Below are 15,535 nucleotides of genomic sequence, written 5' to 3' on the forward strand. Positions count from 1 at the left end.
TCGTCAACTTTCCTTGACGTCAAGGAAAGCTGACGGCTTCGGATCGAACATGTCCGGAGAGGCCCAGCACCCGCCCTAGTTCTGCGGCGTCAGCTTGAAGACCGGGTGGTCGGCGTCGTCGGGCAGCTCGCGCCAGTACTGCTCGACGACCTTGCCGGCAAGCGGCCGGTACGCCGCGATGATCGGCGCCCGGTCCGCGACCGGAATCTCGCTGGCCAGGTAGTTCGCCTTGCCGAGCGCCACCACCGGGTTCTCCCGGACGTTCTTCACCCACGCCGACTCACCGCGCGTCGACACCAGGTACTTCACCCTGTCCACCTCCGGTACGACGACCGGGATGCGCTGCGGCACATGGTTGGAGCTGCGGGTGACCGTCAGGGTCTGGCTCCCGCCGATGCCGGTCAGCCGCGCAATCGGGTTGAAGACATGGACGACGAACCACGGCGGCTTGAGGTAGGCCATGCGCCAAAGCGTATGGCTATACGGCACTCAGCGCATCGTCCAGAATGTCCAGCCCGCGCTTGGCGTCGTCGATGCTGATGTTGCACGGCGGCACCAGGTGGAAGCGGTTGTAATTCATGAACAGCAGCAGGCCGTTCTGCTTGGCCCGCGCGTTGATGGCACCCATCTCGGGCGACGACCCGCCGTACGGAGCCAGGGGCTCCTTGGTGGCGCGGTCCTTGACCAGCTCGACCGCCCAGAACACGCCCAGACCACGGACGTCGCCGATGATGTCGTGCTTCTCGGCCAGCGCCGCCAGGCCCGGACCGAAGACATCGGTGCCGATCAGTTCGGCGTTCTCGACGATCTTCTCGTCGTGCATCGCGGTGATGGTCGCGACGGATGCCGCACACGCCAGCGGGTGGCCCGAGTAGGTGAGCCCGCCGCCGTACGGCTGCTCCAGGAAGCGCTCGAGGATCTTGTCGCTGACGATGACGCCGCCGAGCGGGACGTAGCCGGAGTTGACGCCCTTGGCGAAGGTGATGAGGTCGGGGGTGACGCCATAGTTGTCCAGCGCGAACCACTTGCCGGTGCGGCCGAAGCCGGCCATGACCTCGTCGAGGATCATCACGATGCCGTACTGGTCGCACAGCTCGCGCACGCCCTGCAGGTAGCCGGGCGGCGGCGGCATGATGCCGACGGTGCCGGGCACCGACTCGAGGATGATCGCGGCGAACGCCGACGGGCCCTCGAACTCGATGACGGACCGCAGGTGCGCCAGGGCGCGCTCGGACTCTTCCTCCTGCGTCAGCGAATTGAACTGGCTGCGGTACAGGAAGGGCCCGAAGAAGTGGGTAGTGCCTTCGGTGCCGTAGTCGTTGCCCCAGCGGCGGACGTCGCCGGTCAGGTTGACCGTCAGCGCGGTGCCGCCGTGGTAGCTGCGGTACGTCGACAGCGTCTTGTAGCGGCCGGTGTACACGCGCGCCATGCGGATGGCGTGCTCGACGGCGTCGGCGCCGCCGTTGGTGAAGAACACCCGGTTGAAGCCCTCGGGCGCGACCTGGCAGATCAGGTCGGCAGCCGTGGCGCGGGCCTCGTTGGCGTGCTGCGGCGCGATGGTGCACAGCTTGGCGGCCTGCTCGGCGATGGCGGCGACGACCTTGGGGTGCTGGTGGCCGATGTTGGTGTAGACGAGCTGGCTCGAGAAATCGAGGAGACGGTTGCCGTCACCGTCGATGAGGTAGCTGCCCTCGGCGCCGGTGAAGACCATCGGGTCGAGCTTTCCCTGGGCCGACCACGAGTGGAATACGCGGCTGCGCTCCAGGTCATAGATCCGGCGGGCGTCAGCGTTGGCGGGCGCAGGCATGCATTCCTCCTCGAAGATGAATCAGCGGGTTACAGGCTGGTGTGCGACACCGCATCGTCGCCGCTACCGGTCGGTAACTTTACTCGCTCCCCTGGCCACCCCAACCACGATGGCGCACGATGGGGACATGCAGATTCCGCAGTCGGTCGCGCGCTTCAACCGCCGGGTCACGAACCCCATCCAACGGCTGTGGGCCGGCCGCGCGCCGACGTTCGGCATCCTCGAGCACGTCGGACGTAAGTCCGGCAAGCCGTTCCGCACGCCGCTGACGGTGTTCACCACCGACGAGGGCTTCGCCGTCCTGCTGACCTACGGCCCCGACCGCGACTGGCTCAAGAACATCACCAAGGCCGGCGGCGGCAAACTGATCCGGCGCGGCCAGACGTACGACGTCGTCGACCCGCGCGTGGTGAGCAAGGAAGAAGCCGCCCCGCTCATCACCGGAGCGCTGCGTAAAGTGTTTCCGCGCTTGCCTTTTGAGCAGGCCGTGCTGTTGCGCCGGGCTTAGTCCGGCCGCGTCTCGTCGAGCACCTGCTGCACCACGCGCATCGCGCTCAGCGCCGCGGGCGCGCCGCAGTAACCCGTGGCGTGGATGATAGCCTCGACGATCTCGTCACGGGTGAGGCCGTTGTTGAGGCCGCCCCGGACGTGGCCTGCCAGCTCCTCGTGGACGCGCAGGGCCGTCAGCATGCCGAGGTTGAGCAGGCTGCGGTCGCGACGGCTCAGGCCCGGCCGGTTCCACACGGCATCCCAGACATGCTCGGTGACGAAGCGCTGGATCGGCTCCGACTCGGTGCCACTGGTGCGGGCCAGGGCGCGGTCGACGAACTCGTCGCCCATCACCTGACGGCGGGTGGTGATTCCGGCGTCGAATGCCGAAGCAGGCTCGCTGGTCATCTCTGGCCTTTCTCTCGATATGGCTGCGGCAGACCGTAGCGCAGCGCCGCCGGGACCGAATTCGGTGAACAGAACGCGATACCGCTCGCGAGTGACCCAGCTCTCAATTAGGTTCTGCGCTATCTGCTCACAGTCAATTGTCAGGAGTGCCCTCGGTGCCCGAAACCGACCGTCCCGAGAGGGTTGCCCCCACCGGGGAGCAGTTCCTCGCCATGCAGGCCAGCCCCGAGTTCCAGGAACTGCGAACCAGACTGCGCCGCTTCGTGTTTCCGATGACCGCGTTCTTCCTGGTGTGGTACGGCCTCTACGTCGCGCTCGGCGCCTTCGCGCATGACTTCATGGCCATCCGGGTGTTCGGCAACATCAACATCGGGCTGCTGATCGGGTTGGGCCAGTTCCTGACGACGTTCGTGATCACCGGGCTGTACGTGCGCTTCGCCAACCGCGAGCTCGACCCGCGCGCTGCCGCCATCCGTGAAGAACTCGAGGGCGCCCGATGAACACCACCGTGCTCGCCGCCGCCACCGTCGGCAACCCCGTCGCCAACATCGGCATCTTCAGCGTGTTCGTCGTCGTCACGATGGTCGTGGTCATCAAGGCCAGCAAGCGCAACGCCACCGCCGACGAGTTCTTCACCGGCGGCCGCGGCTTCTCCGGCCCGCAGAACGGCATCGCCATCGCCGGCGATTACCTGTCGGCCGCGAGCTTCCTCGGCATCGCCGGCGCCATCGCCGTCTACGGCTATGACGGCTTCCTGTACTCCATCGGCTTCCTGGTCGCCTGGCTCGTCGCGCTGCTGCTGGTCGCCGAATTGCTGCGCAACACCGGCAGATTCACCATGGCCGACGTGCTGAGCTTCCGGCTCAAGCAGCGGCCGGTCCGGTTGGCCGCAGCCACCTCGACGCTGACGGTGTCGCTGTTCTACCTGCTGGCCCAGATGGCGGGGGCGGGCGGTCTGGTCGCGCTGCTGCTCGACGTGAAGAGCCGGGGCGGCCAATCGATCGTCATCGCCGTCGTCGGCGTGCTGATGATTGTCTACGTGCTGGTCGGCGGTATGAAGGGCACCACGTGGGTGCAGATCATCAAGGCCGTGCTGCTGATCACCGGCGCCGCCCTGATGACGGTCATGGTGCTCGGCAAGTTCGGGTTCAATTTCTCCGACATCCTCGGTTCGGCGCAGTCGGCCATCTCGCACGCCACCACCAAAGGCGTCTCCAGCCGCGACGTCCTGGCGCCCGGCGCGCAGTACGGCGGTTCGCTCACCTCGAAGATCAACTTCGTCTCACTGGCGCTGGCGCTGGTGCTGGGCACCGCGGGCCTGCCGCACGTGCTGATGCGCTTCTACACCGTGCCGACCGCGAAAGAGGCGCGGCGGTCGGTCGTTTGGGCCATCGCGCTGATCGGCGCCTTCTACCTGTTCACGTTGGTGCTCGGCTATGGCGCCGCCGCCCTCGTCGGCCCGGACCGCATCCTCAAGGCAGCCGGCGGCGTGAACTCCGCGGCGCCGCTGCTGGCATTCGAACTCGGCGGGGTGATCCTGCTGGGCGTCATCTCGGCGGTGGCGTTCGCGACGATCCTCGCGGTCGTGGCGGGCCTGACCATCACGGCTTCGGCATCCTTCGCGCATGACATCTACGCGTCAGTTCTCAAGTCCCACAAGGTGACCGAGGAGGAGCAGGTCCGGGTCTCCCGGATCACCGCAGTGGTGCTGGGCGTGTTCGCGATCGGGCTCGGCATCCTCGCCAACGGTCAGAACGTGGCGTTCCTGGTGGCCCTGGCGTTCGCCGTGGCGGCCGCGGCCAACCTGCCGACGATCCTGTACTCGCTGTACTGGAAGCGGTTCAACACCCGCGGTGCGCTGTGGAGCATGTACGGCGGCCTGATCTCGACCATCGTGCTGATCGTGTTCTCCCCCGCCGTGTCGGGCAGCAAGACCGCGATGATCCCGGGTGCGGACTTCGCGTATTTCCCGCTGGCCAACCCGGGCATCGTGTCCATCCCGCTGGCATTCGTGCTCGGCATCATCGGCACGCTGACATCGTCGGACACCGGGGATCCCGAACTGGCCGCCGAGATGGAAGTGCGGTCACTGACCGGGGTGGGCGCGGAGAAGCCCGTCGCGCACTGACCTTCGACCGCCGCTCACGGACTGATGGTTCAGGTGTCAGGCGAGGGCCCGCTGGGACCGCGGAGATGTCGTCGTTCCGCCTTCTGACTCCCAACGCTCTTGAGCGTTGGACGCCTGTGTCCGCGTGGCGCGGTCTCGTGGGCTGATCATGAGCAGCCCGTCGACCGTGCCGGCGTTGCCGGATTGGGCTGCGGTCATCATGGTGGCGTGGGCGTCGCCGGGGTCGGTGCGCGGCGGGATCACCAGCAGTATCAGCCGATCGCGGTCGTCGTCGAGGCCGCGAACTTCGATGGTGTTGCGCGGCTGAAGCCGGTACCCGTCCAGACGTACCGCGCGGCCACCGGTGGTGAGCTTGCGAGGCGCATTCGCCCAGGAGTTCAGGCGATAGGACACGCGGTCAATGCGGCCCAGCCGCACCGACAGCACCGCCAACAAATCCGGCAGCTCGTGGGTCAGGTCATCGCTGCGCGGCCACCACGCCCCGTCGACGTATCCACCATGCGGCGCTTTGGACTTCAATCGCAGGCGCGGTGTGTGCGCGGGCACGGTGCCGTTCGGGTCATTCTTGCGGGTCAGTTGTGGCGTCATGGCGACGCTCCCTTCGGGGTGTATCTCTGGTGTCGGCGCGATCCCACTGAGTCGTTGAGCTGTCCAGCGCGGACCGGCGCCTCGTTGTGGTGGTTGTCGGCGGGTGGTCGCCGACCTCAGGCGGCGCAGGCTGAGGCAGGGGCGTCGCAGCACGACGTAGGTTGCGGTTGGTTCCCGCCGTCCACGCGAAAGCCGCGCTGAGCGCGAGCGCCACGACGACCACGAGGGCCAGGAAAACTGCGTTGCTGGTAGCCATTTCGGCTCCTAGGGTTTGGTGGACGGGACGTGAATGCGTCCCGGCGTCACCGGCGATGGGTCGTGCGTCGCGTCGGACTCCACGGCCGGCGCGATGAGCACAACGACCGATCCAGCGATGACGATCATGACGCCACCTCATTTCGGTGCTATAGGTCCAGTACACGCCCCATTGGCACCGATGTCAACAGCGTAGACCTACTGGATAGGGCTACAGTGAAGATATCCGAACGAAAAACTTACCCGGAGGGTGGTGCTTCATCCGTGACCCCAGAAGACAGCGCCAACCGGCCGATCACCCGTGCGGCGGTCCTGACCAGTGCCCTGGAAATCATCGACCGCGAGGGCGTGGAGGCGCTGTCGATGCGCCGCCTCGGAGAGGTGGTGGGGCGTGACCCCATGGCGCTCTACCGCCATGTGCCGAACAAAGCGGCCGTGCTGGACGGGGTCGTGGAGCTGATCTTCGATCAGCTTTCGCTCGACGCCCCGGCAACGGGCTGGGCTGGTGCGTTACGCAAACTCGGCCACGATTTCCGCGAATTGGCGCGCGCGCATCCCAACGTGGTGCCGCTGCTGGTCACCCGCCCCCTGTCCACACCGCTCGGGATGCGACCCCCCGGGATCCTGCGGCACCTCGAAGAGGTGCTCGCACTCCTGACCGGGGCCGGGTTCAGCGGAGCCGACGCACTCCACATGTACCGGACGTTGTTCGGATTCCTGTACGGCCACGTCCTGACCGAACTGCAGGAGATCGTCGAACGTCCCGAGGAAACCGATCATGTGCTGCGGCTCGGGCTGTACCGGCTGCCGATCGACCAATTTCCGCACTTGCGTGACCTCGCACCGACCTGGGCCAGTTACGACGGGCGGGCCGAACTCGACCGGGGACTCGACATCCTGCTGGGCGGCCTGGGCGACCGATTCGGTGTGCCTGCAGCCGAGGCCACGTAAATCACCAGAACGGAGGTGATCCCCATGGCGATCACCGAAGTAGCCGAATACGCCCATCTCAGCGAATCAGACCTGGACGCACTCGGGACCGCGCTGGAGGCCATCCGCCGCGACGTCGAGAATTCGCGTGGCGCGGCCGACAGGGCATATATCCAGCGCACCATCGTGTTTCAGCGCTGCCTGGAGGTCACCGCCCGGCTGTTCATCGCGGCCACCCGGGGCAACTTTGCTTGTGCGCTCGGCATCGTTGCACTGGCCACAGCCAAGACCATCGAGAACATGGAGCTCGGCCACAACATCAGTCACGGGCAATGGGATTGGATGAACGACCCGGAAATCCACTCCAGCACCTGGGAGTGGGACATGGCCGGCGTGTCCTCACAATGGCGATACGCCCACAACTACCGCCACCACATGTTCACCAACGTGATCGGTATGGACGACGACCTCGGATACGGCATCATGCGGGTCACTCCGGACCAGCCGTGGGGCGCCGGCAATCTGCTGCAGCCGCTACGAAATGCCTTGCTGGGCATCATGTTCGAATGGGGCATCGCACTGCAGGGCTGGGAGTCCGAGCAGCGGGGCGCGGCGACGCGCGCCGAGAAATCCGCCCTCACCCGGGCACTGGTCCGCAAGATCGCCCGGCAGGCCGGCAAGGACTATCTGTTCTTCCCCGCGCTGAGCGTTCGACGGTGGCGCCGCACCCTCACCGCGAATGCGGTCGCCAACCTGGCCCGCAACGTCTGGGCCTATGTGGTGATCTGTTGCGGTCATTTCGCCGACGGCACACAGAAATTCACCCCTGCCGCCTTGGACGGCGAGACCAAATCCGAATGGTATCTACGACAGATGTTGGGCACCGCGAACTTCCACGCCGGGCCTGTGCTGGCGTTTCTCAGCGGAAACCTCTGCTACCAGATCGAGCACCACCTGTTCCCCGATCTTCCGAGTAACCGCTACACCCAGATCGCGGTTCAGGTCCAGGCCGTGTGCGTCCGCTTCGGCCTGCCGTACACGACCGGTCCGCTCGCGCGCCAGTATCTCCGCACCCTGCGCACCATCGTCACACTCGCGCTGCCGGATCGCGTTGCGTCCGGACGCGATTGCGCGTACGCCGTCGCGCCGCGCTAACTCGCCAAAGGGTCGGTGCGATGCAGATCGCATTCGGCGTGATCGCACCGGCGTTGGTGTGCTAGTCGGTTGTCCCGGCAGCAGTCGGCGAATCGTGCGCGGCGGCGAATCCTTTCGGTCACCCGGCGGCCGTCGGCAGCCCGACTCGCCGCGGGCTCTCCGTTGGTCAGGAACTGCTTTATCGCCGAGCACAGCACCATCGCGGACATCAGAGCCTCGCACGTGCGGCAGCCGAAACGCCGATCACATCATCGAGATCGTGGACGGTCATGGTCCAACCTCATCAATCCCCCGATGTCCAGTACACGCCCGCTGCCGCGGCGTTGTCAACGCTGTCGCCAGGACGGGCGACGTATGCGCGGACCTCTACCCGTGCAGATCTACCGCATCGACCCCGCGACCGGCTTGCCCGCCTGACCTTGCAACGCGGCCGGCAGGCTCGGCACGAAATGCCGTGCGGCGAAAGCACGGATCTCGTCGGCGCTGTCGAGCGCCTCGACGCTCGGCAACAGCAGCACCATCGCGGCGTAGCGCAGGATGGTGTCGGCCAGGTCGTTGACGGCCTGTTCACCGATCCGGTCGGCGAAGCCCTCCGGGAAGATGACGCGCAGCGCAGCCGCCATCCGGCCGACCGCGGCACCGTAATGCCGCTGCATGAGTTCGATGACCAGTGCGGGTTCGTCGAGCATCATCCGGTTCAGCACCCGGTGCCGCCGGAATCGCAGGATCGAGAGCGTGAATGCCTCGACATACAGATCCGACTGTGGCCCAGCATTTTTCAGTTCACTCGCGATGTCGTCGAACAGCACGACGTTCTCGCGCTCGACGACCGCGGCGACCAGCTCGTCGCGGTTCGCGAACCGTCGGTAGATGGTGGTGCGGCTGACGCCGGCCCGGCGCGCGACGTCGTCGAGGGCGACGCGGCGGAAGCCGTGCTGTTCGAACTCGACGAGCGCGGCGTCGAGGATCGCGGCCGTCGCGTCAGCGGGCACGCGCATAGCCCTTCTGCGCAAAGCTGTTGTACCGCACCGACATCGGCAACCGGTCCCACACCCAGTTCACCGGCTTGGTGCGCCAGGCGGCGGCGAACAGCTGGTAGGCGCGTTCCTGCCGGTCGGACCAGGGCAGCTCCAGCAGGTCCCGCGCCCGCGGCGGGAGCCCACCGGTGGTCAGGAACGCCGCGACGGGGTTGAACACGACCGCGATGACGCGCCACACCGCCGGGTTGACGGCCTTGGGCGCCGGAAAGCCTTTGGTCACATAGCCGACGCCGTACCGGGCCGTCTTGTGCGGCACCGCGACCTCGTTGATCATCCGGTTCCAGTACTCCTCGAATTCGGCGTAGGTGGCCGGCATGGGCCGGTCACTGACGCCGTAGCGGCGGTACCAGGTCTTGGACTCCAGGTAGATCTGTTCCTTCTCGGCGTCGGTGAGCCGCTTGACGAAGGTGTCCGCGAAATACAGCACCTGCTCGACGAACGTCGCATGCGCCCAGTAGTAGGTCTCCGGGTCGAGCGCGTGGTAGCGGCTGCCGTCGGGCATGTCGCCCTTGATCTCGCGGTGGAAGTCGCGGACCTGGGTGCCGGTGTTCGCGTCGTCGGTGCCGTAGACGGTGCGGAAGATCGGCGGCAGCGAGCGCTTGATCCGCGCCGAGGTGTCCGCGAAGAACACCGAATGGTCCAGCACACCCTGGCCCAGCTGGGCGAGCATGTTCTGCAGGACCGCCGGCCGCGGGCCGATCAGGTACATCCGGTTGTCGCCGAAGTACTTCCACACCAACGAGTCCGGCCCCAGTGGCAGGGCGTCGTCTTTCCCCGTCGCTCCGCTCGCCCCGTCGACCAGCTCGGACTGCTCCGCAAGTTCGGTCATGCGGAACAGTGTTACAAATTTTGCACTCTGTAACAACCCCTGCTTCCCCATTTCCCGCGAGCGCGCGTGTCTGCAGACGACACGCCGTGGCCTCCGTGCAAAAACGCCCCGCTCAGACCTGCCGAGCGGGACGTTCGTGTACATCGGATGCGCCGTGCCGCAGCCGGCACGGTCGCGGACGTTATTTGAGCGGCAGCCCCGTGATCGCGCGGGACATCACCAGCCGCTGAATCTCGCTGGTGCCCTCGAAGATCGTGAAGATCTTGGCGTCGCGGTGCCACCGCTCCACCGGGTAGTCGCGGGTGTAGCCGTTGCCGCCCAGAATCTGGATGGCCTCGTCGGTCACGTAGACCGCGGTCTCGCTGGCGACGAGCTTCGCCATGGAGCCCTCGGCGTTCTCGAACGGCAGGTTGTTGCGCGCCATCCAGCCGGCCCGCCACACCAGCAGCCGCGCCGCGTCGATGCGGCACTTCATGTCGGCCAGCTTGAACGCGACGGCCTGGAAGTCGCCGATCTTGCGGCCGAACTGCTCGCGCTCCTGCGCGTACCCGAGCGCGTACTCGTACGCCGCGCGGGACACCCCGAGCGCCATGGCCCCGACGGTCGGCCGCGTCCGCTCGAACGTCTTCATCGCCACCTGGCCCGCCGAGCTCTTGCCCTCACGGGTGCGGGCCACCCGCTCCTCGAACTTCTCCCGGCCACCGACGATCAGGCGACCCGGCAGGCGGACGTCGTCGAGCACGACCTCGGCGGTGTGCGACGCCCGGATGCCGTGCTTCTTGAACTTCTGTCCCTGACTGAAGCCCTTGGTGCCCGGCGGGATGATGAAGCTGGCCTGGCCACGCGATCCCAATTCCGGGTAAACCGAGGCAACGACGATGTGCACGTTGGCGATTCCGCCGTTGGAGGCCCAGGTCTTGGTGCCGTTGAGCACCCATTCGTCGGTGGCCTCGTCGTACCGCGCCCGGGTGATGATCGACGAAACATCTGATCCCGCACCGGGTTCCGACGAACAGAACGCGGCGAGCTTGGGCTCGTTGATGTCGCCGTACATCTGGGGCAGCCACTCACCCAGCTGTTCCATGGTGCCGTTGGCCGCCAGCGACGCGGCAGCCAGACCGGTTCCCATGATCGACATCGAGATGCCGGCGTCGCCCCAGAACAACTCTTCGACAGCGACGGGCATGCCGAGCCCGGTCTCCTCGGCCGTCTGAGCAGCAAAGAACTCCATGGAGTACAGGCCGACCTTGGCCGCCTCCTGCAGGATCGGCCACGGCGTCTCTTCGCGCTCGTCCCACTCCTCTGCGGCGGGACGGATCACGTCGGCAGCGAACTCGTGAACCCAGTCGCGGACCTGGCAGACGTCAGCAGACAGTTCTAGCGAAAAAGACATGGGCGACACACTACTTGGCGCGCCGCCACCTCGCCGTCCCCACTACGGCGAGCACCCCGGCCAGGGTCGCCAGCAACAATGACAACGTGATGAACGACGGGTCGTAGAGCACCGACGTCTTCACCGGCTCGCCGGGGATCACCGGCGCGACGTCGGCGATCGACGACGCGGCCAGCCAACTCACGACCGACCCGACGGCGGCCAGCACCGCCGCCACGAGTGCGCCGGCCGCGATGATCTTGTCGCGGCTCATTCGTCGTCGTCCTCGCCGAGTTCGCGCACACCCAACGCCTCCAGCTGGGCCCGCAACCCGCGATGGCGCCGCGCCCAGGCCTGCCCGCTGCGCTCACCGGTCAGCTTGACGCCGATCCCGGTGCGGCCGCGCGGAACGCCCGTGAGCTCCCCGAACGCCCGGTACGACTGCCAGCGGGGCACGTCAGCGCCTCTGGCCTCCGGGAACATCCCGATCATGTCCGCGACCCGCACGGACTCGGTGCCTTGCCGCAGGTACTCGGGCGTCAGCTCGACCGAAGTGTGCAGCCGCGCCGCCTTGACCTGCAACCCCAGGAACCCGGTGACCAGGACGAGGAACACCACCGGCACCAGCGGGTCCACCCGGTGCGCCGACCACAGCTGCATCGCCGCGATGGAGGCACCGGAGAACGGACCGAGCGCCAACCACCACCAGCTGGCACCGACCTCGTGGAAGAGAATCTGCTCGGCGTCGGTGTCAGTCGGCGCGTCCGTCATGCGTTGGCCTTTCCGTCGAACCACGTCTGCGCCGCCGGCCGGGTGATCGAGACCGTGCCGCCGATCAACGGCAGCAGCGCCAACAACGACAGCAGCTGCGCCACTCCCAGCAGCGCGAGAAGGCCGACGACGATCACGATCGCCATGGACAACGCGACCGCGGCCCGACGAAACCGGTTGTCCCCCGAGCGGGCCCGGCCGGCGGAAAAAGCCATGGCGGCGCCGGCGAGGGCGGTGATGGCGCCGAAGCCCAGAACCAGGCCACGATAGGCGGCGGGCACCTCCGCGGTGGCGGTCAACATGCCGCCGACCATCAGCAGTACCGCGGCCACCACCCAGCACCAGAAAGCGACTGTGACGGCCTGCGGACGGGCGGGCGCGGAGGGCGTGGGCTCAGTCATATCCGGGCCAGCCTAGCGGGCCACATGTGCGTTCACGTCGACCTGGGCGCCCGCGAGCGGCCCCGAAATGCACGCTTCGCGCCGCGCGCCGCCGTACAGACACGGCCGCTCGCGGGTGGTTAGCGGACGAAGTAGGCGTTCGAATCGGGGCGGTGCAGCAGGTACACGCCGCCGCCGATCAGCACGGCGCCGCCGATGCCGCACACCGCGTAGCCCAGCGCCGCGGCCGCACCGTGGTAGTTGGCGAACAGGTTGGTGGTCAGGTACAGGATCGTGGCCGCCGACCCGCCGGTGAGGATGCTGCGCGCCCATCGGTAGCCCTGTCGCAGCAGCACCAGGAACGTGGCCACCAGGACCACGATGATGAACAGCATCAGGCCGGACACCGCGTACGCGTAGCCCGACACCTCCCGCTCGGGCGTCGTCAGCAGGTTGATGACGTAGCCGATCACCGACAGCGGCAGCGCGGCCGTCCACAGCCAGAAACCGGTGACGACGTCCTGCGGCATCTCGTGCGGCTCGGGTGCGAGCGCGTCGGGCCCCGGACCCTGTTGCGGCGGGTACTGCGGGTGGTAGGGGTTCTGCGGGTCGTGCGGGTTGAGTGGGTTCACCGCAGCCAGCCCGCGACGTCCGTCGCCCAGTACGTGAGGACGATGTCGGCGCCGGCGCGCCGAATGCCGACCAGCGACTCCAGGACCGAGGACCGCAGGTCGATCCAGCCGTTGGCGGCGGCTGCGCTGATCATCGCGTACTCACCCGAAATCTGGTACGCCGCAACGGGTACCGGCGAAATCTCGGCAGCGGCGCGCACCACGTCCAGGTAGCTCATCGCCGGCTTGACCATCACCATGTCGGCGCCTTCGGCGAGGTCCAGCTCGATTTCGCGCACCGCTTCGCGGGCGTTGCCCGGATCCTGTTGGTAGGTACGACGATCGCCCTGCAGGCTCGAGCCGACCGCCTCGCGGAACGGGCCGTAGAACGCCGACGCGAATTTGGCGGCGTAGGCCAGGATCGCGACATCGCTGTGCCCGGCGTGGTCCAGCCCGTCGCGGATCGCCGCGACCTGACCGTCCATCATGCCGCTGGGACTGACGACATGTGCGCCCGAATGCGCTTGCGCCACGGCGAGTTTGATGTACTGCTCGTTGGTGGCGTCGTTGTCGACGCGGCCGTGCACGTCCAGCACGCCGCAATGCCCGTGGTCGGTGAATTCGTCCAGGCAGGTGTCGGCCATCAGCACCGTCGCGTCGCCCAGGTCCGAATTCAGGTCGCGCAGTGCCACATTCAGGATGCCGTCGGGGTTGACGCCCTCGGAGCCGGTGGCGTCCTTGTCACCGTCGCACGGGATGCCGAACAGCATCAGCCCACCGACACCGGCCTCGACGGCTTCGGCCGCGGCGCGGCGCAGCGACTCCCGGGTGTGCTGCACGACACCGGGCATCGCGCTGATCGGACGCGGCTCGGCGAGCCCGTCGGCGACGAACAGCGGCAGCACCAGATGCCGTGGCTCCAGCGAGGTTTCGGACACCAGACGGCGCAATGCCGGGGTGGTCCGCAGTCGCCGTGGCCGATGCCGTGGATAGGACACAGGAATGCCTCCTCGTTCGCCGAAACCGCATTCCGGCAAGCAGAGTGCGAGTACCCGCCTGCTGGAATGCCGTTTCGATCGAGTTTAGCGGCGCCGGCTCTTCTTGCGCGGAGGCGGCAACGCACCCTCGGCGCGCAGGCGAGCGGCGTGCTCGGCCAGCGCCTCGACCAGCGGGCCGACGGCGGCGGTCTCCGGCTGCACGTCCACGCGCAGGCCGAATTCGGCTGCGGTTTCAGCGGTTTTCGGGCCGATGCAGGCGACGATGGTCCGGGCGTGCGGCTTTCCGGCGATACCGACCAGGTTGCGCACCGTGGAGCTCGAGGTGAAGCACACGGCGTCGAAACCACCGGTCTTGATCATCTCGCGGGTGTGCGCCGGTGGCGGTGCCGCCCGGACGGTGCGGTAGGCCGTGACGTCCTCGATCTCCCAGCCGCGCTCGCGCAGGCCCTCGGCCAGCGTCTCGGTGGCGATGTCGGCACGCGGCAGCAGCACACGGTTCACCGGGTCGAAAATGTCGTCGTAGTCCGGGAATTCGTCCAGCAGGCCCAGCGACGACTGCTCACCGGCGGGCACCAGCTCGGGGTTGATGCCGAACGCGCGCACCTTGTCCGCGGTGGCCTGACCGACACACGCGATCTTCACACCGGAGAACGCGCGGGCGTCCAGACCGAACTCGTTGAACTTCTCCCACACCGCACGCACCGCGTTGGTGGAGGTGAACACGACCCACTGGAAGCGGCCGTCGACCAGACCCTTGACCGCACGCTCCATCTGGGCGGGGCTGCGCGGCGGCTCGACCGCGATGGTCGGCACCTCGATCGGCAGGGCGCCGTGGCCCACCAGTCGATCGCTCATCTCGCCGGCCTGGTCCTTGGTGCGCGGCACCAGCACGGTCCAGCCGTACAGCGAGCGGCTCTCCCACCAGTTCAGCTTGGCCCGGTGCGCCACGGTCTTGCCGATGGTCACGACCAGCGGGCCCGCCAGCGGACCGACCGGCTCAGGGCCGACGGGCTTCTCCAGCACGGCCTTGTCCAGCAGCCCGGCCAGCGTGGTCTCGATGGACCGCTGCTGGCACGTGGTGCCGTTGGCCGTCACGACGCACGGGGTGCTGTCGGTGAGGCCGTATTCGATCAGGGTGCGGGCGGCGTCCGGCAGGTGCGACACCGTCGCGTGCAGGATCAGCGGCCCGGGAGCCGCAGCCAGCGCGGCCCAGTCGACGTCACCACGGACGTCGGCCACGGTGTGCGACGAACCGACGGGCAGACCCGCGTAGGTCGGCACCGCCGTCGACGACGGCAGGCCGGGCACCAGCTCGAAGTGCGCCGCGGTCTTGGCCAGCGCGTTCACCTCGGTGATGACGGAGTCGACCGACAGCGGGTCGCCGGCGACCAGACGCACCACGTCGACGCCGGTCTTCGCCTCGGCGATGAGCAGCTTGGCCACCTCGGTGGGGTCGCCCAGCGCGGGACGGACGTCGACACCGTGCGGGAACGTCATGGTGGGCGCGGCGGCCGGGGCCTTGTCGGCCGCGGCCTCGTCAGCCTTCGGTTCGGCGGCCGGCTCGGCGTCGGCCGGGTGCGGCCCGGACGTCGGCGGCAGATCGGTACCGATCAGCGCCAGCACCGCCTCGGGCACATCAGGGTCGGTGAAAACCAACGCCGCATGCGCCAAGACGTTCCGCGCACGCGTCGTCAACAGGCCCGGGTCACCGGGGCCGGAACCGACAAAGGTGATGCGGCCAGGCTTGTGCTGCTTACGCACTCGGGTCGTCATC

Annotated in this window: 18 protein-coding genes; 5 read left to right on the top strand and 13 right to left on the bottom strand. The window is 67.6% G+C overall.

Going from position 1 to position 15,535, the window contains the following annotated elements; all coding sequences use genetic code 11:
* Nucleotides 1–75 precede the first annotated feature (75 nt).
* Together BR47_RS0119020 and BR47_RS0119025 are read right to left on the bottom strand one after the other, a co-directional pair.
* Nucleotides 76–462: a pyridoxamine 5'-phosphate oxidase family protein gene (locus tag BR47_RS0119020; RefSeq protein ID WP_029120480.1), complete on the bottom strand. Its 387-nt coding sequence runs from the start codon at nt 460–462 to the stop codon at nt 76–78.
* A 16-nt stretch (nt 463–478) separates the two neighbouring features.
* Nucleotides 479–1,807: an aspartate aminotransferase family protein gene (locus BR47_RS0119025; protein ID WP_051634887.1), complete on the bottom strand. Its 1,329-nt coding sequence runs from the start codon at nt 1,805–1,807 to the stop codon at nt 479–481.
* A 127-nt stretch (nt 1,808–1,934) separates the two neighbouring features.
* Here BR47_RS0119025 and BR47_RS0119030 point away from each other — a divergent pair, with 127 nt between their 5' ends.
* On the top strand, nt 1,935–2,315 hold the full coding sequence (locus BR47_RS0119030; protein WP_029105164.1) for a nitroreductase family deazaflavin-dependent oxidoreductase: 381 nt from the start codon (nt 1,935–1,937) through the stop codon (nt 2,313–2,315).
* On the opposite strand, the gene BR47_RS0119035 is transcribed toward BR47_RS0119030, so the two are convergent.
* On the bottom strand, nt 2,312–2,704 hold the full coding sequence (locus BR47_RS0119035) for a carboxymuconolactone decarboxylase family protein (protein ID WP_029120482.1): 393 nt from the start codon (nt 2,702–2,704) through the stop codon (nt 2,312–2,314). The two genes, BR47_RS0119030 and BR47_RS0119035, sit on opposite strands and share 4 nt — an antisense overlap.
* Before the next feature lie 155 nt (nt 2,705–2,859).
* Between BR47_RS0119035 and BR47_RS0119040 the strand changes: the two genes are divergently transcribed.
* On the top strand, nt 2,860–3,204 hold the full coding sequence (locus tag BR47_RS0119040; RefSeq protein ID WP_029120483.1) for a DUF485 domain-containing protein: 345 nt from the start codon (nt 2,860–2,862) through the stop codon (nt 3,202–3,204).
* Entirely contained in the window at nt 3,201–4,832 is a 1,632-nt protein-coding gene (locus BR47_RS0119045) for a monocarboxylic acid transporter (RefSeq protein WP_029120484.1), read from the top strand. The genes BR47_RS0119040 and BR47_RS0119045 overlap by 4 nt, the downstream gene beginning before the upstream one ends.
* 36 nt (nt 4,833–4,868) lie before the next feature.
* Here BR47_RS0119045 and BR47_RS30890 read toward each other — a convergent pair whose 3' ends face one another.
* Nucleotides 4,869–5,420, bottom strand: a complete 552-nt coding sequence (locus BR47_RS30890; protein WP_020101216.1) for a DUF5994 family protein — start codon at nt 5,418–5,420, stop codon at nt 4,869–4,871.
* Nucleotides 5,421–5,939: 519 nt separating this feature from the next.
* Here BR47_RS30890 and BR47_RS30895 point away from each other — a divergent pair.
* Both BR47_RS30895 and BR47_RS0119060 read left to right on the top strand, forming a co-directional pair.
* The gene (locus BR47_RS30895) at nt 5,940–6,626 is read left to right on the top strand and encodes a TetR/AcrR family transcriptional regulator (RefSeq protein WP_036427588.1); all 687 of its coding nucleotides are present in this window, start codon (nt 5,940–5,942) and stop codon (nt 6,624–6,626) included.
* Between the two features lie 24 nt (nt 6,627–6,650).
* Nucleotides 6,651–7,760: a fatty acid desaturase family protein gene (locus BR47_RS0119060; RefSeq protein ID WP_029120485.1), complete on the top strand. Its 1,110-nt coding sequence runs from the start codon at nt 6,651–6,653 to the stop codon at nt 7,758–7,760.
* Nucleotides 7,761–8,140: 380 nt separating this feature from the next.
* Here the strand turns inward: BR47_RS0119060 and BR47_RS0119065 are convergent, their stop codons facing one another.
* From BR47_RS0119065 to BR47_RS0119105, 9 genes are all read right to left on the bottom strand, one after another.
* Nucleotides 8,141–8,758, bottom strand: coding sequence for a TetR/AcrR family transcriptional regulator (locus BR47_RS0119065; protein WP_020101212.1), 618 nt, complete (start codon nt 8,756–8,758; stop codon nt 8,141–8,143).
* Nucleotides 8,742–9,629, bottom strand: a complete 888-nt coding sequence (locus tag BR47_RS0119070; RefSeq protein WP_029120486.1) for an oxygenase MpaB family protein — start codon at nt 9,627–9,629, stop codon at nt 8,742–8,744. The genes BR47_RS0119065 and BR47_RS0119070 overlap by 17 nt, the downstream gene beginning before the upstream one ends.
* Before the next feature lie 181 nt (nt 9,630–9,810).
* A complete protein-coding gene (locus BR47_RS0119075; RefSeq protein ID WP_020101210.1) occupies nt 9,811–11,022 on the bottom strand; it encodes an acyl-CoA dehydrogenase family protein in 1,212 nt (403 codons plus the stop codon).
* Between the two features lie 10 nt (nt 11,023–11,032).
* Nucleotides 11,033–11,275, bottom strand: a complete 243-nt coding sequence (locus BR47_RS0119080) for a hypothetical protein (protein WP_020101209.1) — start codon at nt 11,273–11,275, stop codon at nt 11,033–11,035.
* Nucleotides 11,272–11,772 (bottom strand): transport-regulating membrane protein Mce1N, encoded by a 501-nt coding sequence (gene mce1N / locus BR47_RS0119085; RefSeq protein WP_029120487.1) that lies wholly within the window; start codon nt 11,770–11,772, stop codon nt 11,272–11,274. The genes BR47_RS0119080 and mce1N overlap by 4 nt, the downstream gene beginning before the upstream one ends.
* Entirely contained in the window at nt 11,769–12,173 is a 405-nt protein-coding gene (locus BR47_RS0119090) for a hypothetical protein (protein ID WP_020101207.1), read from the bottom strand. The genes mce1N and BR47_RS0119090 overlap by 4 nt, the downstream gene beginning before the upstream one ends.
* 119 nt (nt 12,174–12,292) lie before the next feature.
* Nucleotides 12,293–12,784 (bottom strand): hypothetical protein, encoded by a 492-nt coding sequence (locus BR47_RS0119095; protein WP_177127403.1) that lies wholly within the window; start codon nt 12,782–12,784, stop codon nt 12,293–12,295.
* Nucleotides 12,781–13,761, bottom strand: coding sequence for a porphobilinogen synthase (gene hemB / locus BR47_RS0119100; RefSeq protein ID WP_073695371.1), 981 nt, complete (start codon nt 13,759–13,761; stop codon nt 12,781–12,783). The genes BR47_RS0119095 and hemB overlap by 4 nt, the downstream gene beginning before the upstream one ends.
* Nucleotides 13,762–13,845: 84 nt before the next feature.
* Nucleotides 13,846–15,534 (bottom strand): bifunctional uroporphyrinogen-III C-methyltransferase/uroporphyrinogen-III synthase, encoded by a 1,689-nt coding sequence (locus BR47_RS0119105; RefSeq protein WP_020101204.1) that lies wholly within the window; start codon nt 15,532–15,534, stop codon nt 13,846–13,848.
* Nucleotide 15,535 lies beyond the last annotated feature (1 nt).

This window comes from Mycobacterium sp. UNC410CL29Cvi84 (assembly GCF_000686745.1).
In the GTDB taxonomy this organism is placed as follows: domain Bacteria; phylum Actinomycetota; class Actinomycetes; order Mycobacteriales; family Mycobacteriaceae; genus Mycobacterium; species Mycobacterium mucogenicum_B.